14 protein-coding genes are annotated in these 20,412 nt (G+C 74.3%); 10 read left to right on the top strand and 4 right to left on the bottom strand.

Annotated features, from left to right (window positions below):
- The first annotated feature begins 37 nt into the window (after positions 1–37).
- Positions 38–1,489, top strand: a complete 1,452-nt coding sequence (locus WMF45_RS11550) for a DUF6600 domain-containing protein (protein ID WP_437716963.1) — start codon at positions 38–40, stop codon at positions 1,487–1,489.
- Between the two features lie 66 nt (positions 1,490–1,555).
- Positions 1,556–2,161 carry a hypothetical protein gene (locus tag WMF45_RS11545; protein ID WP_437716962.1) on the top strand — a complete coding sequence of 202 codons (606 nt, stop codon included), beginning with the start codon at positions 1,556–1,558 and terminating at the stop codon, positions 2,159–2,161.
- 72 nt (positions 2,162–2,233) lie between these two features.
- Here WMF45_RS11545 and WMF45_RS11540 read toward each other — a convergent pair whose 3' ends face one another.
- Together WMF45_RS11540 and WMF45_RS11535 are read right to left on the bottom strand one after the other, a co-directional pair.
- Positions 2,234–3,793, bottom strand: coding sequence for a M16 family metallopeptidase (locus WMF45_RS11540; RefSeq protein WP_437716961.1), 1,560 nt, complete (start codon positions 3,791–3,793; stop codon positions 2,234–2,236).
- Positions 3,790–5,109 (bottom strand): M16 family metallopeptidase, encoded by a 1,320-nt coding sequence (locus WMF45_RS11535; RefSeq protein ID WP_437716960.1) that lies wholly within the window; start codon positions 5,107–5,109, stop codon positions 3,790–3,792. The genes WMF45_RS11540 and WMF45_RS11535 overlap by 4 nt, the downstream gene beginning before the upstream one ends.
- Positions 5,110–6,028: 919 nt before the next feature.
- Between WMF45_RS11535 and WMF45_RS11530 the strand changes: the two genes are divergently transcribed.
- The 7 genes from WMF45_RS11530 (at position 6,029) to WMF45_RS11500 (ending at position 15,772) form a co-directional block, all read left to right on the top strand.
- Positions 6,029–7,240 (top strand): hypothetical protein, encoded by a 1,212-nt coding sequence (locus WMF45_RS11530; RefSeq protein ID WP_437716959.1) that lies wholly within the window; start codon positions 6,029–6,031, stop codon positions 7,238–7,240.
- Entirely contained in the window at positions 7,237–8,268 is a 1,032-nt protein-coding gene (locus WMF45_RS11525; protein WP_437716958.1) for a hypothetical protein, read from the top strand. The genes WMF45_RS11530 and WMF45_RS11525 overlap by 4 nt, the downstream gene beginning before the upstream one ends.
- Positions 8,269–8,386: 118 nt before the next feature.
- Positions 8,387–9,007 carry a LysE family transporter gene (locus WMF45_RS11520; protein ID WP_437716957.1) on the top strand — a complete coding sequence of 207 codons (621 nt, stop codon included), beginning with the start codon at positions 8,387–8,389 and terminating at the stop codon, positions 9,005–9,007.
- Between the two features lie 89 nt (positions 9,008–9,096).
- On the top strand, positions 9,097–11,382 hold the full coding sequence (locus WMF45_RS11515; RefSeq protein WP_437716956.1) for an iron-containing redox enzyme family protein: 2,286 nt from the start codon (positions 9,097–9,099) through the stop codon (positions 11,380–11,382).
- Between the two features lie 9 nt (positions 11,383–11,391).
- Complete coding sequence (gene asnB / locus WMF45_RS11510) at positions 11,392–13,398, top strand: asparagine synthase (glutamine-hydrolyzing) (RefSeq protein WP_437716955.1); 2,007 nt, start codon at positions 11,392–11,394, stop codon at positions 13,396–13,398.
- A complete protein-coding gene (locus tag WMF45_RS11505; RefSeq protein WP_437716954.1) occupies positions 13,395–14,360 on the top strand; it encodes a diiron oxygenase in 966 nt (321 codons plus the stop codon). The genes asnB and WMF45_RS11505 overlap by 4 nt, the downstream gene beginning before the upstream one ends.
- The gene (locus WMF45_RS11500) at positions 14,357–15,772 is read left to right on the top strand and encodes a phospholipase D-like domain-containing protein (protein WP_437716953.1); all 1,416 of its coding nucleotides are present in this window, start codon (positions 14,357–14,359) and stop codon (positions 15,770–15,772) included. Before WMF45_RS11505 ends, WMF45_RS11500 begins: the two co-directional genes overlap by 4 nt.
- Before the next feature lie 5 nt (positions 15,773–15,777).
- Here WMF45_RS11500 and WMF45_RS11495 read toward each other — a convergent pair whose 3' ends face one another.
- Positions 15,778–16,551 (bottom strand): CPBP family glutamic-type intramembrane protease, encoded by a 774-nt coding sequence (locus WMF45_RS11495; protein WP_437716952.1) that lies wholly within the window; start codon positions 16,549–16,551, stop codon positions 15,778–15,780.
- Positions 16,552–17,831: 1,280 nt separating this feature from the next.
- On the opposite strand from WMF45_RS11495, the gene WMF45_RS11490 reads away from it, so the two are divergent.
- Entirely contained in the window at positions 17,832–18,695 is an 864-nt protein-coding gene (locus WMF45_RS11490) for a hypothetical protein (protein ID WP_437716951.1), read from the top strand.
- Positions 18,696–18,719: 24 nt separating this feature from the next.
- Here WMF45_RS11490 and WMF45_RS11485 read toward each other — a convergent pair whose 3' ends face one another.
- Positions 18,720–20,060: an MFS transporter gene (locus tag WMF45_RS11485; protein WP_437716950.1), complete on the bottom strand. Its 1,341-nt coding sequence runs from the start codon at positions 20,058–20,060 to the stop codon at positions 18,720–18,722.
- Positions 20,061–20,412 lie beyond the last annotated feature (352 nt).

Below are 20,412 nucleotides of genomic sequence, written 5' to 3'. Positions count from 1 at the left end.
GCCCTCTCCCTGGCACCCCCCTCCAGAAGGACCCATCATGCTGCCGATGCCTTTCCCGCTGTCCGCTTCCCCCTTGCGCCCTGCCCCCGCGGCGCCGGGCATCCCCGGGGCCCGGCTCCGCCGGCTCGGCGGCGCCCTGCCGCTGCTCGCCGCGCTCATCGCCGCGCCCGCGAGCGCCGCCGCCCAGCCCGCCGAGCCCCCGTCAGTCCAGGTCGACGTCCGCGTGAACGCCGAGCTCGAGGCGGACGAGTACGAAGACACCGACCCGAGCGCCCTTGTCGAGTTCCAGCAGCCGCTCGCCGCGTACGGCACCTGGATCGACACCCCGGGCTACGGCACGGTCTGGGTGCCCTCCGCGGTCGTGGTCGGCCCGGATTTCGCGCCCTACCAGACAGCGGGCCGCTGGGCGCTGACCGACGACGGCGACTGGCTCTGGGTCAGCGACTACGCGTGGGGCCACATCCCCTTCCATTATGGTCGCTGGGTCTGGATCTCCTCCCACGGCTGGGCCTGGATCCCGGGGCGCACGTACGCCCCGGCGTGGGTCGTCTGGCGCGTCGGTGACGCCGGCTACGTCGGCTGGGCCCCGATGCCGCCCACCTACTACTGGAGCAGCGGCGTCGCGGTCTCGCTGTGGACCGCTCCCCCGGCGGCGTACGTCTTCTGCCCGACGACGCACGTCTTCCACCGCCACGTCCACACGCACGTCGTCCGCGATCGCGAGGTCGTCCGGCGCATCGCCGCGCACTCGCACACCTACAAGCCGGCGCGGCCGACCGCGGGCAGGCCCGGGCACGCCGACGTCCGCCCGCGCGGCGACGGGGGCTCGGGCCGCTCGAGCCCGCCCCACGGCATCCGTCCTGGCGGCTACCGCCCGGCGTCGCCGTCGCTCGCGGAGGCCGGCGTTCCCTCCACGGCCGCCCCGAGGCACCGCGACAGGCCGGATCCTCGCGCTCTCGCTTACGCGCGCAGGAGCACGACGCCGAGCGCACGCCTCGCGGCCCCTCCGGCGCGCCGTCCGGCGTCGCCTGCAGGCGACGACCGTCGCGCGGCGCCCGCGCTGCGCACGCCGCTGCACCCGCGGGGGACGCCCGGCGGCGACGCTCCGGCCCCGATCGCCAGGCCCGGCCTCCCCGCGCGAGGCATCTCCAACGCGGACGCGCTGCCCCGCACCGGCGCGAGCCCATCGCACCGGCCCTCGCGGCCGACGGTCACGCCGCCGTCGCCCGGCCCCGCCCCGGAGCCGCCGGCGGCCCCGGCGCCGCGCACCGCCGGCACGCCGGCCGCCCCGCGTGCCCTCCCGCACCGATCGCCGTCGGCCACGGAGCCGCGGCCGCTGCCACAGGCGACGCCGGCGCCGCAGCCGATGGCGAAGCCGCGCGCGCTCCCGAGCGCGCCGGCGTCCCCGCCGCGCCCCAGGATCCACCTTCCGTCGGGTCCGGCTCCGGGGAAGACAGCGCCGGCGTCCGGTCGCCCGCGGTCGAGGTAGCGCTTGGTCCACGTCTTGCGACGTCCACGAGCAGGAGCAGATCCGATGACTCTTTCCGCTGACTTTGTGAAGCGTCGTTCACTGGGGCTGTGGTCGTTCCTTCTCGTCGCGGCGCCCCTCGCCTCGGCCGGCTGCATCATCGTCGACGAGGACGGCGACCACGATGGCCATCACGTCCACGACGACTGGGACGACGGCGACGACGACACCGTTCCCCCGCCGCCCGCGGACGACGTGCGGCGCGTCGCCATCGACACGGACGCCACCCTGAGCACCGAGCCGGGCGAGGGCGTCGGCGTCTTCGTCGAGTACACGGAGGGCGGGACGTGGACGCTCTGGACGACCTGCGACACCAACACCTCCAAGGTCGTCTGCAGCTTCGATCTCTATGCCTCGGTCGACACGGCGTCCGAGCTCATCGACCTGGCGGGGCTCGAGATCGAGAAGACGGACGAGACGCGCCTCGTCGACATCGGCGTCGCGTATTTCCACGCCGAGACCGGCTCGGACATCGACGCGATGACGTTCACCACCACCCCGGGCGCCATCGTCCGGCTGGAGGCCCACCTCGACGGGGCGGAGGAGCCCCGCTTCGTCTACTGGTTCGGCGACGGCGTCCTGCACGAGGGCGCGCCCAGCAGCCCGATCGACTTCGTGCCGACGGCGCCCTGAGGGCGCGATCGTGCCGCCCGCTCCTCCCGCTGCCGCGCGGCGGGAGGAGCGCTCGGCCAGGGCGCGCGCCGCTCAGGGCTCTTTCTTCGGCTGGATCGGCTGCCCCTCGACGTCCCACGCCTCCGGCTCGCCGAGGCCGATCCCCTGGAGCTGCGGCAGGATCTCCTGCCGCGGTCCCACGACCACGACGGTCGCAGTCTTCGGATCCACGGCCCTCGCGAGCTCCGCGAGGCTCGCCAGCGTCGCGCTCTGCCGCGCCTTGCTCGCGTCGCCGTCGAACGTCTCCGGCAGCTTCAGCCGCGCCAGCGTCCCGAGGCGCTGGGCGGTGCGGTTCACGGTCTCGTAGGCGGAGACGAGATCCGCGCGGTCCTGCGCCTGCACCTTCGCCAGCTCGTCCCGGGTCAGCCCGGAGTCGGCCATCTTGGCGAGCTCGGCGAGCATCTCCTTCAGGGCGGGTCCTGTCGCCTCGGTCACGACGGAGGCCCGCGCCACGAACGCGCCCGGCAGCCTCGTCTCGGTGAACGCCGAGCCGGCGCCGTAGGACCAGCCGTGATCCTCGCGCAGGTTCTGGTTCAGGCGCGACGTGAACGAGCCGCCGAGCGCGGAGTTGACCAGCTGGAGCAGCGGCCGCCGAGGATCGCTCGCCGCGACCCCCTCCCGCACGGCCGCGATCACCGACTGCGGCGCCCCCGGGCGGTCGACGAGCACCAGCCGCGGCGGCTTCCACGCCGGCGCGGCCGCCGCGCCCTGCGCTGCGCTCTCCGCCGCGCCCTTCGTGGCCGGCGCGGCGCTCGCCGTGGCGCCCTTCGCCGACCAGGTCCCGAGATCGCGCGAGAGCGCCTGCTGCAGCTCGTCGCGGGTGATGTCGCCGACCACGGTGATCACCGCGTGGTCCGGGCGCCACGCCGCCTTGTAGAACGCCTTCACGGCCGGGAGCCCGATCGACTTCGCATCCGCGACAAGGCCGTCGACGGGGTGCCCGTACGGCGTGCCCGGCCCGTAGAGCGCGGCCATCGAGACCAGCCCCGAGACCCGCGTCGCGTCGTCTCCGCGCTTCCTGAGGTCGTTCTGCCAGAGCTCGCTGACGCGCTTCCACTCCTTCGCCTCGAACCGCGGGCGCGCGACAACGTCGGCGAGCAGCGAGAACGCCTTGTCGAAGTTCTTCTTGAGCACGGAGAGCGTCGCGACGCTGCCGTCGGCGCGCGCCCCGACCGAGAGCGTCGCGCCGAGGTCGTTGATCGCGCTGGACAGCTCCACCGCGCTCCGCGTCCCCGCGCCCTCGTCGAGCATGTCCGCGGTGATGTGCGCGAGCCCCGCCGCGCCCTTCGGATCGTCCGCCGCGCCCGACGCGACGCCGATGGACACGGACACGATCGGCAGCGTGTGGCGCTCGAGCAGCCACACCTTCGCGCCGTTCGGCCCGTCGAGCACGACCGGCGCCGGCGGCGTGAACGGCTGCGGCTTCGGCAGCTCCGGCTTGGGCCCGAGCGGGTCCGCGGGCTTCGCGGCCGCCGGCGGGGCGCTCGGACGCGGCGCCTCCGCCCGGGCAGCGGACTGCGCCGGCGTCCTCGGCTCGCAGCCGAGGGCCGCCGCGACCAGCGCGATCATCGCGCCTGCGTGTGTCGCTCTCATTTCGTCACCGCCTTCTTCGCCTCTTCGCTGCCCTTCGGCACGACCCGCAGGATCACCCGGGCGTTGGGATCCAGGGTGCTCTTCGCGTACGCCTGCAGCGACTCCGCGGTCGCGTCGCGGTAGCGCTTCAGATCCTGCTCCACGAACCCGGGCTGGCCCTTCGACGTCTCGTACCGGTTGAGCATCGAGGCCCGGCCGGCGACCGACTCGAGCGCCGTCACGAAGGCCGTCTCGTACTGGTTCTTGGCCCGATCGAGCTCCTCGCGGCTCAGCTTCGCGTCCCGCACCTTGGCGAGCTCGGCGTCGATGGCGGCCTCGACCTTCTCGAGCGGCACGCCCGGCCGCGCGATCGCCTCGACGGTGAACGTCGAGCCGAGATCGCCGGAGTGCTGCACCGCGCTCACCTCCTGGGCGAGCTGCTTGTCGTAGACGAGGGCCTTGTAGAGGCGGCTCGCCTTCCCCTGCTCGAGCGCCGTGGCGAGGAGGTCGAGCTCGGCGTCGCCCGGCGCGAAGTGCGCGGGGCTGTGCCAGGCCATGATCACCTTGGGGAGGTTCACGTTGTCCTCGATCGTCTTCCGGACGACGCCGCTCAGCTTCACGGGCGCGGGCGTTGTCGCCGCGGGGACGGGCCGCTCCGGGATGCCGCCGAAGAGCCGCTCGATGAGCTCGCGCGTCTTCTGCGCATCGAAGTCGCCGGCCACGACGAGGGAGACGTTGTTCGGCACGTACCACCGCCGGAAGAACGTCGTGACGTCGTCGACGGTCGCGGCCTGGAGGTCCTCGTGCGAGCCGATCACGGGGTGGTGGTAGGGGTGTCCCTCCGGGTACATCAGCGAGGGCATGAGGAGGTCGACCTTGCCGTAGGGCTCGTTCTCGCTCGTCTGGCGGCGCTCGTTCCGCACGACGTCGCGCTGCGCGTTGAGCTTCGGGAGGTCCATGCTGTCCGCGAGCGACGAGAACCGATCGGCCTCGAGCCAGAGCAGGAGCGGCAGCGCGTGGGCCGGCGCCACCTCGTGGTAGGCGGTCCGGTCCTCGCTGGTCCACGCGTTGTTCCAGCCGCCCTCGGCCTCCATCCAGGCGTCGAACTGCTTCGTGGGGACGCGGCGCGTGCCCATGAACATGAGGTGCTCGAACAGGTGCGCGAAGCCGGTGCGCCCCGGCTCCTCGAACCGCGAGCCGACCTTGACCATGAGGTTCAGGGCGACCATCGGCAGCGCGCGGTCCTCGTGGAGGATCACGGTAAGGCCGTTCTTGAGGGTGTACTTGGTGAACGGGATGTCGAGCTTCGGCGCCTGGGAGGCCGCGGATTGAGCCACCGCGGCGGGCGCGGAAGCCGGGGCCGCGGCTGGCGCGGCCGCCGGGGCTGAAGCTGGCGCAGCCTTCGGAGCCGCGGCCGGCGCGGACTTCGGTGGCGAGGACGTGGCCTCGGGCGGAGCTGCCGGGGCAAGCTTCGGCCCGGACAGAGAGAGGGCCGCGGCCACGGCGACCAGGATCGGCCCGGTGGAGCGCGGGAGCGGCGGGTGACGCGCGCGGGTCTGCATGAGCCCGAGGGTTGCGCCGGTCACGGGCGGGGCGCAAGCGGGCGGGAGCATGGATTGCGGAGACGCGCCCGGCCAACGGGTGCGGTTGTCAAGTTGTCACGGAGGAGGGACGCACCGCAGCTGCGGAAGGAGCGCGCGACGCGGGCGGGACGGCGGAGCTCACGGCCGTTGCAGGTCTTCCGCGAGCTTCCTGGCCTCGACGATGAGGCGGACATCGAACTCCTCGTCTGCCTCGACCAGGCGTTCCTCGAGCGATAGCCGGTGAGCTCTCCGCCGCCTCGCCGGCCCATGTCGTCCTCGACCGCCGCACGGAGGCTCCCGACGCCAGCGTCGTTCAGGTTCGTGACGTGCGCGACGGCCGCGCCGCGACCGCCGATGGCGAAGCGCCCGTAGCCCGCTGTGAAGAACCCTGCGCGCCTGGGTAATGCCTTGCTCCCCCAAGAGCGGTCGCCGCGCTGACCGCTTCGCACCTCGCCCTCTCGAAGAAGTCGGTACGTTCGGAATTCTCGGAATTTTTGGAAGCGCGGCGCGCGTGCCGACACCGTATCGCGGGGCACGACGCGTGCTTTATCGCTTCCGGCGCCCGCGAAGCGCCTGATGAATCGCTCGCGTACAGCGCGGGCGGCTTTGCCGCCGTGGAGCTCCTTTGCCTCGTGAGGGTGCTTTGAGACGACGTCTGCCTCGGATTCACGCGTTGCTCGCCCCCCTGTCGGCGGCGATGCTCTGGTCCGCGCCTGCTCGCCCCGGCGAGCCGCCGCAGCTCTCCTGGGACAAGCCGGTTCGCTGCATCAAGTCGCCAAACGGCGGCGCGGTGCGCGTTCAATGCGAGTCAGGGCCGGAGGGCGAGCGCTGCCTCGTCGCGCCCAATCAGCTGGCCCACGACGGCGGCGCGCTCGACAAGGTGCAGCCGTGCAACGAGGTTGAAGACGCCTCGGCCTACCGGGCCCTCACCGCGCGCGGCGCCCGCCTCGTCGCCGCGATCCCCGAGGCGCCGCCGGGCTACGCGCGCTCGGCCGAGGGCAAGGCATTTCAGGTCAAATTCGATCTCCTGAACCGGCTTTACCTGGGCGCGTCCTGGCTGCCCACGTTCCATGGCGAGAACGGGCTCCCCGTGCCCACGAGCTTCCCCCTGGGCCGCGGGAGGGCCGAGGCCGGCATCCACCTGAGCGTGCTCTCGACGCGCTCCCGCGCCCGCCATGACCTGCGCATCCTCGAGGGGACAGCCACGTTCGACGATCTCGAGCTCTCCGGGGTGCTCCTCAGCTACGATTACCAGCACCTGCACCGGCGGCCGGCCCACTGGCTCAGCACCTTCGTGGGCAAGCCGCGGCTTTACCCGATCTCGCCGCGGATGGGCTGGGGCTTCCGGGTGGTGTCGGTGAACGACCGCCCTCCGGCGCGCCGCGACACGCTCGACGTGGAGTTCGGCGAGGTCCACCTCGCGTGGAATCCGTGGCAGTCGAGCGACATGTACAGCCACATCCGGATCGAGGCGGGCGCCGATCTGGGGGAGTACTGGGAGCATCGATCGGAGATCGACGACGGCCTGGACACCGGCGCTCTGTACGTCGGCCCGACGAGCGCCATCAAATCGCGCTTCAGCCTCGGCGAGGGCGGCCTCCACGCGCTCTCGACCGCGTTCACCTACCGGCGCCCGAGCATCGCGGCCGGGACCGGGAGGGGAGAGGCGATGAACCGACTCGAGGCCACGATCGCCTACGAGGGGATCCTCCTCGCGATCAACGATCAGCCCATCTCGCTGCGGCTCGCCGCGATGGGGGTGAGCCGCAACGACCTCGACAGCGACATTCGCGACGTGGAGGTCAAGGCCGCCGCCGGCCTGCGGGTGTCGTTCTGGGCTCCCCCACGGGTGTTCGAGCCGATGCCCGTCTTCGAGGACCCGTGACGGCTCGGCGCCACCTCGCCGCGCTGCTCGTCGTGGCGGCGGCCGCGGCGCTCCCCCTGCGCGCCGGCCGCGCCGAGCCGGCGCGCGGGGAGAGCGAGCGCGCGGGCGGCGGCGATACCGCCGTTTCCGAGGAGGGCCGGCGCTTCCGCGTGCGCTTCGACCCGGCGAGCCGGGTGTGGCTCGGCGTCGCGTCCGCGCTGCACCGGGGCGCGGTCGGGGCGATCGAGATCGAGCCCGAGATCGACGCGGGCCTGTCCTACCGCGCGCGCAGCGTGACGGGCTCCGGGCCTGGCCGCGTGATCTGGCAGGCGGATCACCGCGTCCTCGCCGGCCGGGTGTCTCCGGCGGGGCAGGCGCTCGACGGCGTGCCCGCGCTCGACGCGGCGCTGTACGGCGCGTCGTTCTTGCGGCACGACGAATCGCCGCGGGTGGTCTTGCCGATGTCGCCGCCCATCGCGGTCCCCTTCCCCTTCGACATCGGCGTGGAAGCCGAGGTGGGCCGGGTGAGCATCCCCTCGATCCCACGGCGCCAGGGCGATGGATCGTCAGCGCCGCTGATCCGGGTCGGCGTGGCGCGCGCCACGGCGATGCTCGATCCGTGGCGCACCGGCGAGCCGGGCCGCAGCTTCGAGATCGGGCTCGGGGTCCGTTACGACATCGACGCTTACGCCGAGTCCCCCTCTCCCCGGGCCGCGCCCGCGCGCCGCACGCTCGGCGAGCCCAGGGTGGTCCACCGGATCGCGCCCATGACCGCGGGCTCGCTGCGGCTGCGGCTCCAGAGCGACGACGGGCTGACGGTCTTCGATGGTCGAGGCGACGTCGTCCCGCACTGGACGAGCGAAGAGCGCTGGCGAGTCCTCGTGCGCTCGGCCGCGCACGTCGAGAGGATCCTGGCCGCGATCGACGATCAACCCATCGCCGCGGTGATCGAGGGCGAGTACCGGCTGCTGCCGCCCGCCCTGGATGTGCAGGCGGTCCATGATCTGCGCGTGAGCCTCGGGCTCGCGTTCACGCTGGCGCTGCGCTAAGGCGACGACCGGGTTGAAACCGCCTGACGACCGCGTCTCGCCCCCGCGCCCGTCGCCCGCGGCGCGCTGCGGGCCATCCTTTGCAGCTCTCCGCCGCACACCGCGCTTCGGATGAACCATGGCGCTCGCGCTGGTCGTGGGGTTCCTGCTCGGCTATTTCGGCTCGATCCCGGCGGCGGGGCCGCTGGCCGTCCTGCTCGTGGCCGCCGCGCTCGCGGGGCAGCCCCGGCGCGTCTTGCTGCTCGCCATCGGAGGAGCCCTCGCGGAGGGGCTCTGGGCGCTCGCCGCGGCGCGCGGGCTCGGGTGGGTCCTCGAGGCGCACCCCGCGGTCGATCGCGCCCTGCGAACGGGCGGCGCCGCGCTCGTCGTGGCGATGGGCCTCGCCCTGGCGCTCGCACCTCGACGCGCCTCGGAGGCGCCCTCCTCCGGGCGCGCGACGTCGGCGCTCCTGACGGGGTTCGTCCTCGTCGCGTTCAACCCGTCGTTCCTGGCGTCGTGGATCGCCTCGTGCGCCGTGCTCCGCGCGTACCCTGCCCTCGCGCCCGCCGTCGCGCCGGCCCACGCGGCCGCGCTCGCGGTGGGCGCAGCCGCGGGCGTGGTGAGCTGGTTCGCGACGCTCGGGCGCTTGCTGGCGCGCTACCGCGAGCGGCTCGGCGCATGGCACGGGCACCTGGTGCGGGGCCTCGGCTGGGCGCTGGTGGCGCTGGGGCTCGCGGGGCTGCTGCAGCGGCTCGCGTGAGATCCGTGCCCTGTGTGGACGCAGGTCGCGCGCCCGCATAACGTCGTTCAGATGCGGGTAGACGCCGGCAGCCTGCGTCGTCCGGTCGTATGAACGCCCTTCATACCGTCGCATCAGACCGCGCGGCGAGCCCTGGGTCGCGCGCCTCGGACGCGTCGCCGCGCGCGATCTACCGCAGGCTGCGGGCCGGCGAGCCTGCCCCGGAGGATCTCGCGGACGAGCCCGCGCCGGAAGCCGAGGCCCCCGACGGCATCGAGGCGCTCTTTGCGGCCCTGACCGCGCTCCGCGACGAGGACGAGGACGAGCGAGGCGCCGCGCCCGACGACGAGAGCGCCGACCCGGCGCGGGTCCTGCTCGGCTACGCGCCGACCGCGCTGCTCGAGGGGTGCTGGCTCGCCGCGGCGGTGCGCGTGCGCCACGCCGACGGCGCGCTCGGCGCGGCCTGCCTCGACGCGTTCTATCTCGAGTGCGGCGAGGGCGACCCCGCGCGGCACCACGGCGCCCTGTACGGCGCCGCGCTGGCCGCCGCGGGGCTCGCGCTGCCCGATCTCGGGAGCCCCGCCTTCGAGCGCTCCGTCTGCCTCGCCGACGCGGACTTCGCGCTCGCGATCCCGGGACTCCGGGTCGCGCAGCTCGGGGCCGCGAGGCTGCCCGAGGCGCTGGGCCACCACGCGGCGGCCACGGTGCTGGGCCCGCCCGCCGCGGTGCGCCGGGCCGCTTCGCGCGCGCGCTGCGACGGCCTGTATTTCGCCGAGCACGCGGCGGGCGCGGAGACCGCCTGCCGGGCCCGCGATCTCGCGCGGCGGTGCCTCGAGGCGCACGCCGCGGGCGGGGCGCCGGACTGGTCTCGCCTGTGGCGCGGCGCGTGGTCGCTCTGGGCCGCGCGGCGCGCGTGGCTCGCCTCGCTCCGGCCCGCCGCCGCGCCGTCCGCGTGGGAGGCGATGCTGGCGCTCGTCGAGGCGAAGGCGCGCCACGCGTTCGGATTTCACGGCCACGTCCGGATCGACGGACAGGCGCTGGACGACGGGTTCGATCCGGCGCGCTTCGACGCGCGTCGCGTCCTCCTGCGCCTCGCGCGCTCGCCATGGATCGTTCCGGGGAGGCCCGACGAGAGCCCGCTGGTCACGCGCTCCGTGCAGTTCGGCGGGCCGATGTTCGGCGTCTTCACCGACGCCGAGGTCGACGTGATGCGCGCCTGGATCCGCGCGCTGACCGAGACGCCGGAGCCTCCAGCCGCCCTCCGCGCGACGCGCGGCGCGGAGGAGCGTGAGGGCTCGCCGCGCGTCGATCACCAGGGGCCCTCGATCGACGTGAATCGCCGAGGCGGAGCCGCCCCTCGCGCCCAGGCGCGCGCAGGGCTCCCTCTCCCGGATCTGTACCACCGGCTTCTCTGCGCCCACGGGCCCGGGGACGTGGACCGCGAGGCGGGCGCGCTCGCGCGGGCACACGTCGAAGAGATGCTCCGAGAGGTACACAGCGAAGTGTCCCCCGCCCGGCTCGCCGTGGATGGGCGCTGGCCCTGGTCCGCCGCGGGGCTCTCGCGCTGGGTCGACGCGCGGCTGCGCGACCAGATCTTCGAGGAGGGCCACGCCCACGCGCGGTCCACGGTGGGACCGCATGCGGCCGCACACCCCGCGCGCGACCGCACGCAGCCCAAGGACGACGCGGGCATCGCACGCGAGATCACGCGCGGCGAGGCCGTCTGGCTCCTCACCCAGCTCGCGCCGGCGGCGGTGATCGACGGCGCCTGGCTCCAGGGCATGACGGCCCCCGGCGCGTTCCACACGCCGGTCGCGTCGCTCCTGCTCCGGATCTACCGCGACGAGCTCGGTGCGGGCGTACCCGCCCAGCACCACGGCAACGTGCTGCGCAGAGCGCTCGCGGAGCAGGGCGTGACGCTGCCGCCGTGCGACACGCGCGCGTTCATCGAACGGCCCGACTTCCTCCCGCAGGCGTTCTCGATGCCCGTGCTCTGGCTCGCGTTCGCGCAAGGGTCCACGGAGCTCTTGCCCGAGCTGCTCGGCCTCAACCTCGCGATCGAGATGGCCGGCATCGGCCGCGGGTACGCGATGGCCGCCGCGCTCCTGCGGCGCCACCGGATCGACCCGTACTTCTTCGACCTGCACAACACGATCGACAACGCCGCGTCGGGCCACACCGCGTGGTCGATCGAGGCCATCACGCGGTTCATGGACGCCTCCCCGGCGCCCGGCGACGCGCTCGCGATCGAGCGCGCAACGCTGCGGATCTGGCGCGGATACGCCGCGTACGCGCGCGCGAGCCGGCCGCTCGTGCGCGCCGTCGCGGTGCGCCTCGGCCCGCGGCTCGGCTGGCGCTGGCTCCGGCGGCATCTGCTCGGGGACACGGGGAGGTAACGCTCGATCATGTGCGGCATCGTCGGAGCGCTGGACCTCGCCGGGCGACGCACGTTCGATCCCGCGCGCCTCGACCGCATGGCGGCGAGCGTGCGGCACCGCGGCCCGGACGACGGCGCCTCCTTTTCAGCGCCGGGGATCGCCATGGCCACGCGGCGCCTCGCCGTCGTCGACGTCGCGGGCGGCCGCCAGCCGATGGCCGACGCGGGCGGCCGCGTGTGGGTCTCGTACAACGGCGAGCTGTTCAACCACGCCGAGCTGCGCCGCGAGCTCGCTGCGCGCGGGCACACGCAGCGCACGCGGTGCGACACCGAGCTGTGGCCCGGGCTCTACCTCGACGCGGGCGAGGGCGCGTTCTCCCGCGCGCGCGGGCAGTTCGCCGTGGCGCTCTGGGATCGCGAGGCGCGCACGCTGCTGCTCGGCCGCGACAGGATCGGGATCTGCCCGCTCCACTACGCGGTGGCGGACGGCTGGCTCCTCTGGGCCTCGGAGATCAAGGCGATCCTGGCGAGCGGGCTCGTGCGCCCCGAGGCCGATCCGGCGGGCATCGACCATGTCTTCTCGCTGTTCGCCGCGGGCACGCAGCGGACGTGCTTCCGCGGCGTGCGCTCGATCTGGCCCGGGCACTACCTCCGCGCGCAGGGCGGCGCGGTGGAGCAGCGGCGCTACTGGGACCTGGATTTTCCGGCCCAGGGCGAGGAGCGGCGCGTCGCCTCGCTCGACGCGCTGGTCGAGGAGACGCGCGCCTGCCTGCGCGACGCCGTGCAGCGCCGCCTCGTCTCCGACGGCCCGGTGGCGACGTACCTGAGCGGCGGGCTCGACTCGACGCTGGTGCTCGGCCTCGCCCGGGAGGCCCGCGGCGACGCGCCCATCGCGTCGTTCACCGTCGGCTTCGACGGCGCCGGGCCCGACGAGCGCCGCCGCGCGACCCGCAGCGCGGCGCGCCTGGGCGCGCGGCTCGAGACCCTGGTGCCCTCGCCGACGGAGATCCTCGAGGCCCTCCCGCGCGTGGTGGAGGCCGCCGAGGGCCCCGTGATGGACACGGCCGACGGGTGCGTGCTCCTCCTGGCCGAGCGCGCCGCGCGCCGTGGGTTCAAGGTCGTGCTCACGGGCGAGGGCGCGGACGAGGCGATGGGCGGCTACGTCTGGCACAAGACCCACCGCGCCCTGGAGCGCCTCGCCCGCGTCCACGCCGCCCTGCCGCGCGCGATCCGCGCCACGCTGGCCGAGCTCGCGGCGCCCGGCACACCCGCGCCCACGTTCCAGGACCATTTCGGCGACGTTCGCCCGAGCCTCCTCGACCTGTACGAGCCGCTCTCCCGCGCGCGCTGGCTGTTCTACTCGGATACGATGGGCGATCGCGTCGCGGGCCACGACCCGTTCTCCGAGCTCGACATCGCGCCGGCGCGGATGCGCCGCTGGGATCCGCTGAATCGGTCGCTCTACGTGGAGTACAAGCTGATGCTGGCCGGACACCTCCTGGTGGGCAAGGGCGACCGCGCGGCGATGCGCTCGGGCGTGGAGCACCGCTACCCCTTCCTCGACGAGGCCTTCGTCGACCTCGCCAGCGGCCTCTCGCCCCTGTACAAGCTCCGCGGGCTGCGGGAGAAATGGCTCCTCCGCGAGGTGGCGCGGCGGGTGCTCCCGCGCGACATCGCCGACCCGCCCAAGGGCATGTTCAAGGCCCACGCGCTCTGCGCGCTCGGGCCCCAGCCCCGCTGGATCGCGCAGCTCATGAGCCCCGAGTCGCTGCGCAAGACGGGCTACTTCTCGCCCGCGAAGGTCGCGCGCGAGCAGCGCTTCCAGCGGATCCTGCCCGCGCTCGCCCCGCGGCGGATCGTCGCCGACGGGAGCTACACCGCCGTGGTCACCACGCAGCTGTGGCACCACCTCTTCCTCGGCGGCGGGCTCTGCGAGCTGCCCACGTGGTCGCCACCAGCGCCCGCGGCCGGCCCACCGCCCGCGGCAGTAGACGAACGCCCGGTCGCGTCGACCGAGAGGACGGTGCCATCGTGAGCCTCCAGATCTCCGCCGATCCCGCGCTCCCGGGCCACGAAGGCAGCCCCCGCACGCCGCCCCACGACGGAGAGGCCGCCGCGAGGGAGGACCGGCTCCACACGGCGGTGCGCCGGCGCTGGGACCGCATCGACTGGACGCGGCCGATCCCGCCCGAAGCGCTGGTGATCCCCGAGGCGCACTACATGGACGTCGCGGTCCTCGGGCTCACCGAGCGCCAGCGCGTCGTGATCAACCGGCTGTTCGCGTGCTTCACGTGCGAGCTGTTCATCCACTTCGAGGGCTACGTGATCCGGTACCTCGAGCGGTCGGCCCACCGCGCGCCGTACCTGTCCGCGCCCGTCGTCGCCCGCTTCGTCGCCGAGGAGCGCACGCACGCGGAGATGTTCCGCCGGCTCCTGCACAGGCTCCGCCCGGATCTCTACCCGACCGACGCGGCCCCGCCGCGCTTCCTGCGCTGGGGCCGGGGCGACGACGCGGCGCTGCGCCTCGCCCCGGCGGGCACGTTCTTCCTGCTCGCGTGGTATTTCGAGGAGATCACGCTCTTCGTGCCGCGGGCGATCGAGGCCCGGCCCGACCAGAGCGCGGCGCTCGTCGCCGAGATCATGGCCCTGCACGCGCGCGAGGAGGCGCCGCACGTCGCCATCGACGAGCGCGTGCTCCTGCACCTGAACGAGCGCTGTCCGCGCTGGCTCGCCGCCGTCCAGACGGCCCTCGCGCTGCCCTTCTTGGTGTACGTCGACGGCGTGGTCGGCGACGCCTGGCGCCGCCTGGTGGCCTCGGCCGGCAGCGAGCTGGGCCTCGACGCCGCGCAGCGGCGGCGGCTCGGCGCGCGCGCCCCGACGCAGTCCGATCGCTGGGGCACCGAGAGCTTCACGCGCAAGCTGGAGGGCCGCGGGCTCGCGGGGGCGCGGCCCCTCTGCTGGGCGCTGCGGCGCGCGCTGCGCACGGATCCCGCGTGAGCTCCGGGCTCGCGTACATCGGCGACAGCCACGGCATCCTCTCCGCGTGCCGCGACCTCATCGAGGCCGCCGAGCGGAGCGTCGTCCTGCAGATGTACCTCTTCGCGGCGAACGGCGACCAGACAACGCTGCTGCCGCGCCCGGGCGCGTTCCCCTACGCCGACACCGTCGCCGACTGGCTGATCGCCAAGAAGCGCGCGCGGCCCGACGTGACCGTCGTCGTGATCCTGGACAGCAACACGCCCGCGAACCCCGCCCTGACGCGCCGCCGCGGCGCGCTGGTGCGGAGGCGCCTCGCGGACGCGGGCGTCCTCGTGCTGAACGCCTGCCTGTTCGGCGCGCGGTTCGACAGGCGCCGCCGGCTCCTGCCCCGGATGAACTTCCACCTCGACCACGCGCGGGTGCGCGTGCCGATCGAGGACTGGGTCGAGCACCAGAACCGCTGGCAGGTGCTGCACAACGTCGAGGACCACCGGAAGAACCTGGTGATCGACGGCGGGCGCGCCGGCGCCGTCACGTCGCACAACTTCATCGACGCGGCGTTCGACTGGCACGAGAACCTGTTCTGGCTCACGGGCGCCGTGGCCCGCCGGCTCTGGCGCGTCGCGATGGCGGCGATCGACGAGGCGCTCAGCATCCCGCAGGCGATCGGCGGCGAGGGCCGGGCCGCGCTCCACGCGCTCGTCGCAGACGCCGCGCGCGCGTCCGACGATCCCGGGACGGAGTGTGCGTCCCCGACGCCCACGCTCGCGCCTGTGCCGGGTTACGCCGGCGGCCTTCGCGTCCCCCTCCCGCCGCCCGGCGCGCTCACCGCCGCGGGCGATGAGACGTGCGCGCTCGTCGAGCACGAGGCGATCCGCGAGCGCCTCAGGGACCTGTTCGACGGCGCGGAGGCGGGCGACGAGCTCCTCGTCGCGACCACGTACCTCTCGGACCTGCCGATGCTCGAGGCGCTCGAGCGCGCGGCGGCGCGCGGCGCCCGGGTGCGTGTGCTGATCGACTCCATCGACGCGCTCCCGCTGCCGCCCGCGGCGGCGTGGCTCATCCGCAACCTGGTCAACCACCACGGGATCACCCGCGCGCTCGAGGCCGAGGCGCGGTGGCCGGACCGCTTCGCGCTGCGCGTGCACGACTCGCGCGGCGGGGCGATGATGCACCTCAAGACCGCGGCGCGGCTGGGCGCTCGGCCGATGCTCGTGGGCGGCCAGGCCAACTTCACGCCCAACTCGTTCTCGCGCGCGTGGCTCGAGACCGACCTCGAGACCCGCGATCCGGCCTTCGTCGCCGCGTTCGCCGCGCACTTCGAGCGGCTCTGGGATCTGCCCGCCTCGCGGCGCGCGTCGAGCGGCCGGGGGTCGTGGCCGCGCTCGGCGCTGCTGGGCGCGTTCGAGCTGCTCGGCCTCCGGCCCTGACGCGCTCAGCGGAGCATGCCGATCACCAGGGCGGCGATCGTCGCGTCCGCGACGATGTGCGCGAGCACGGGCGCAAGGAGCCCGCGGGTGTGCTGCCGCAACAGGCCCAGCATCACGGCCCAGCTGCCCGCCAGGAAGACGCCCAGCAGCCCCCGCGGGAACCCGTGCGCGTGCTGCGCGCCGAACGAGGCGGCCTGCAGGACCACCGCGACGCGCGCGCCCCACGCCGCCGCGAGGCTGGGCTGGAGCACGCCGCGCCAGATCACCTCCTCCAGCGTGGCGTTCAGCACGGCGAAGACCGCGCCTCCCGCGATGAGCACCGGCGTCGACACCTGGAGCAGCTCCGAGCCGGTGATGTCGCGGAGGTCGGGCCGCGCAAACGCGAGCCACCCGACGAGCGCGACCGGCGTGACGCCGCCGACGAGCGCCGTCCAGCGCTTCGGGAGCCCGCCGGCCGCGCGCCAGCCCTCGGGCGGGCGCAGCGCGGGCGCGAGCCGCGCGAGGCCGCCGTAGGCCGCGAGCGCCAGGATCATGGCGAGCTGCCAGACGACGCCGAGGCGCATCGCCACCACGATGCACGCCACGAGCGCGGCGACGGCGCGCGCCGGCCCCTGCGCCACGCGGGCCGCGAGCAGCGCCACCAGGGCCGCGACCGCGGCGACGGCGAGCGTCGCGCGCGGGAACGCGGGCGGGTCGAGCGCGGCCTGGAGCGCCAGGAGGCCGAGGGAGAGCAGGCTCAGCGCGCGGTCGGCGCGCGCCTTCGGCTCGGAGAGGGCCATCGAGGACTCTTGCATCAGGACCGCGATGATGCCTCTTTCCCGGGCTCAGGAGCGCGCGATGGTGGGACGGTTCTTTGGAAAAGGTCAGTCCAAAGCGTTCGAAGCGCTGCGATCCTGGCACGAAGCGGGCCGCCCGGCGGCGTGCATCGTCCATGGGCCGCCCGGCGCGGGAAAGAGCACGGTCGTCGAGCGCTTCGTCGGTTCGATCGCGCGTCCTGGGACGCTGACGCTCGTCGTCCACGCTGGGCGCGTCCATGGCGCAGCCTTCGAGGAAGAGGCGCTCGCGCAGCTCTCGGCGGGCCCGTGGCCCCAGGGCACGCCGTATGACCCGCATCACTTCGGCGTCCGCACGAGCCTCGTGAACCGGATCATCAACTGGGACGGCGAGGACGGCCAGCCACAGCTCCTGGTCGGCCTCGTCGCGCCCGACACATGCGTGGACTGGCCGGACGATCCCGGCCGCTCGGTGCTGGACGAGCCAGGGCCCGCCGCGCGCGTGCTGGTGGCTCGTGCATGGACGAGCGCCGATACAGCCGAGCGGGGCCCCGTCACCTACCTCCGTCGCTACGTCGGCGACCACCTCGTCGCCGCGGGCGCGTCGCACGCCGACCTCCTCCCGCTCTGCGACCCGCGCTGGGCGTGGCCGTGCTCACGCGACGATCTCGCTGCGCGCCGGGCGGAGCTGGGCCGCGCGCGGTGCACCCTGGCGGCGCCGCTCGATGTGACGGACGCGCTCGAGATCCCGTCCGAAGCGATATCCAGCGTCGTGAGGCTCGCGATCGCGCAGGGCGCGCTCACGACCTTGCACCACGCATGGCCCCCACAGATGGACCAGCCCGACAGAGATGCGTGGAACGACACGGAACGCGCGCTCGCCGTCGCGCTCTTCGCGCTCGCCGAGCGTGCCTCTCCATCGCTCCGTGAGCGCATCACCGGGCGCGCGCTCGACCTCGTGAGGCGGACCGGCGCGGCATGGCGCGGCGATGGCTGGGAAGATGCGCTGGCGTTGTTCGCCGCGGCGCGCGCGGCATCCGGGGACGAGGCAGCGACGTTCGCGCGGTGGGCGGTGTCGGCCACATGGCGCACGGAGAAAGGGCCCGACCTCTACCTGGCCGGGTGGCTCACCGCCGCGAGCTTCTTGCCGCTGCCCGAGGCCGAAACGCTCGTCCAGCAAGCCATCGAGCGCGCTCTCGAGCGCGAGGCCGGGTGGCGCGCTCGCGCAGCTCGCCACGGCAGAACGGCTCGGGCCGGACCAGGCGCTCGCCCTCTTTCGCGCCGCGATGTCCCTCCCACCGACGTCGCGCGCGAACGCGCTGGCGCCGCTCCTGCCACGACTGGCCACCGAGGAGCGCGCCCGCGCTGTCTCCGCGTCGTTCGATGCGTTCCTCGCCGACCACGACGAGGGCGCCGAGTTGCACACCATCGACGCGTGCACCGCAGCGCTGCTCCCCTTTCTCGGGGTGGCCGAGCTCCGCAGGTTGCTGGACGAGGCCCTCCCGACCGCCGGCACCGTGGCCGTGCGCTTCGCCGATCTCGGCGCGCCCGGGTGTGCGCTCGACGTCATCAGGGAGCGCTGCGGGGGTGGAATCTTCGCCGCGCATCCCTTGCTGCGCGCCGCGGCGACCGAGGGCGGCCGCTCCCTCGTACAAGCAGCGCGCGACGCGGTGGCCGCGCTCGATCCGGCCTGGGTTGCCGCGGGGCTCATGCGCGATCACGCGGCCGAGGCGATCCAGGTGCTCGAGCTCGACGCAGCGGTGGACGTCGCGGAGCGCGGCGGAGGCGGGTCGGAGTACACGCGGATCACGGCGCTCGTGGCCCTGTGCCACGCCGCCCCCGAGCCGTCGCGCCCCGAGATCGCGGCGCGCGCCGTCGCTGCCTACCACGATGACCAGGACACCGACGGCCTGGCGAGCGTGGTGAGCTGCGCGCCCTGGATGTCGGTCCCGGACGCAGCGAGGCTGTTGGCCATGAGCCTCGGCCAGGAGACCGATCGGGCCCAGCTCGTCTCCATCCTGAGCCGCTGGGGCGGCGTGGAGCAGCTCGCGCCGCTCATCGCGCGCATCGGCGGCGACGATGCGCTCGCCGCCGTCGCCGACGTCCTCTCCGACGCGCTCCTTTGGAGCTCGCGGACGCGCGCCGGGTAGCGCGGTCCCCTCCGCCCCCCGCCGCTAGTCGCGCGGCACCAGGCGCGACAGGACGACCCCCGGGATCGACGCCGCGAACGCGATCGCGAAGAACGCCGTGAACCCCGCGCTGGCGGCCAGGTAGCCGCTCGCGCTGCCGGCGAACGTCGCGGAGACGGACATGAGCGCCGACCCGATCGCGAAGTGCGACGACTTGTACCCGTCCACGCAGCGCCGCATCAGGAACACCGCGAGCACCGCCGTCCCGACGCCGGCAGCGAGCTGCTCGAGCGTGACGAGCGCGACGACCCACGGGAGCGCCGGCCGCGCCCACGCGAGCGCCACGTACAGCAGGATCGCCAGGCTCTGCACGAGCGCGATCGGGAAGATGGTCCGCGCGAGCCCCCACCGCTTGATGATCACCCCGCCGAGGATCGAGCCGGCGATCGAGGCGACCGTCCCGACCCCGCCCACGTTGCCTCGCGCCGCCGTGTCGAGGCCGAGGCTCTTCAGCAGCGGCGACGACATCGCGAACATGAGCGCGTCCCCTGCCCGGTAGCAGAGGATGAACGCCAGGCTCGACGCGATCTGCGGCTGCCGCAGGTACACACGGAACGGCTCGATGTAGCGCCGCAGCCCGGTCGTTCCGGGCGCGGCGCCGGCTCCGGGCGTCGCGGCCGGGCGCGGCAGCCCCGCGGCGTGCCCGATCGCGAGCAGCGCGAGCCCGCCTGCCGCGACCGCGAACGCCGCGCCAAAGGACGCCCAGCCCGCGAACGCGACGAGCAGCGCGCCCGCGAGCAGCGCGAGCCGGTACGCGCCGACCCGCAGCCCGGAGAACGCCGCCTGCGCGTCCTTGTCGAGCGCCTGCAGGTAGAAGCCGTCGACCGCGATGTCGTGCGTCGCCGCGGCGACCGCGACCGCCCCGAACAGCGCCGCCACCAGCCATATCGCGCCGCTGTCCGCCGCCGCAGCGAGCCCGAGGACGATCGCGGCGAGCGCGATCTCGACCGCCACGAGCCAGCGCCGCGGGCTGCCGTGGAGGTCGACAAGCGGGCTCCAGAGGAACTTGAGGTTCCACGGGAGCCCGTAGAGCGACGTCAGCCCGATGATCTCCAGGCTCGCCCCCGCCGCCGTGAAGAACTCCCCCGCCACCTTGTGCGCGATCGCGTAGGGCAGGCCCTCGGCGAAGTAGGTCGACGAGATCCACAGGCCCCGGCTCGCCCCTCCCGCCACCGCATCGGGCGCCGCCACGCCGAGCGCCGCCGCCTCACCGGGCGCCTCCGAGGAGACGTCACGCCTCGGCGCCTCCGCTCCCGGCTCGGGCAGCGCGGCGCGCGCCTGGGCCGCGGGTTCGACGGGCTTGTGGGATGTAACGGCAGCCTCCACGCCTTCTCGGCACCCTTACACGATGCGCCCCGGGACGGAGCAAGTTCCAGGACGCCCGACCGCCGCGCCCGACCGTGGAAGCAAACACGACGCCCTGAGGCCGCGACGCCGCGAGGCGGCGAGGACGCAGCGGACTCCATCGCGAGCGACGCTGTGGTATCGGTCCCGCATCTGGTTTAAACGGTGAACTGCATGCGACGGGCTCACGCTCCCTCGGTGTCCCCCTGCCGTCACGGCGGCGACGCCGATCGTGGCGCTTCGTGCCGCTCCGGCCGTGCGGCCGCGCTCGCGCGCGCCGACCTCGCGCCGACGCGGCCGGCGCCTTGCTCATCTCCGGTCTTTCCGAGGGAGC

The organism is Sorangium sp. So ce448, assembly GCF_051520915.1.
GTDB classification, from domain to species: domain Bacteria; phylum Myxococcota_A; class Polyangia; order Polyangiales; family Polyangiaceae; genus Sorangium; species Sorangium cellulosum_B.
This window is presented reverse-complemented; position numbering and strand designations above follow the sequence as displayed.

Excerpts from the sequence above, each read along its gene's own strand:
- WMF45_RS11550 (WP_437716963.1), top strand. The coding sequence starts at position 38 with ATGCTGCCGATGCCTTTCCCGCTGTCCGCTTCCCCCTTGCGCCCTGCC.
- WMF45_RS11540 (WP_437716961.1), bottom strand. The coding sequence starts at position 3,793 with ATGAGAGCGACACACGCAGGCGCGATGATCGCGCTGGTCGCGGCGGCC.
- WMF45_RS11520 (WP_437716957.1), top strand. The coding sequence starts at position 8,387 with ATGGCGCTCGCGCTGGTCGTGGGGTTCCTGCTCGGCTATTTCGGCTCG.
- WMF45_RS11515 (WP_437716956.1), top strand. The coding sequence starts at position 9,097 with ATGAACGCCCTTCATACCGTCGCATCAGACCGCGCGGCGAGCCCTGGG.
- asnB (WP_437716955.1), top strand. The coding sequence starts at position 11,392 with ATGTGCGGCATCGTCGGAGCGCTGGACCTCGCCGGGCGACGCACGTTC.
- WMF45_RS11495 (WP_437716952.1), bottom strand. The coding sequence starts at position 16,551 with ATGGCCCTCTCCGAGCCGAAGGCGCGCGCCGACCGCGCGCTGAGCCTG.
- WMF45_RS11490 (WP_437716951.1), top strand. The coding sequence starts at position 17,832 with ATGTCCCTCCCACCGACGTCGCGCGCGAACGCGCTGGCGCCGCTCCTG.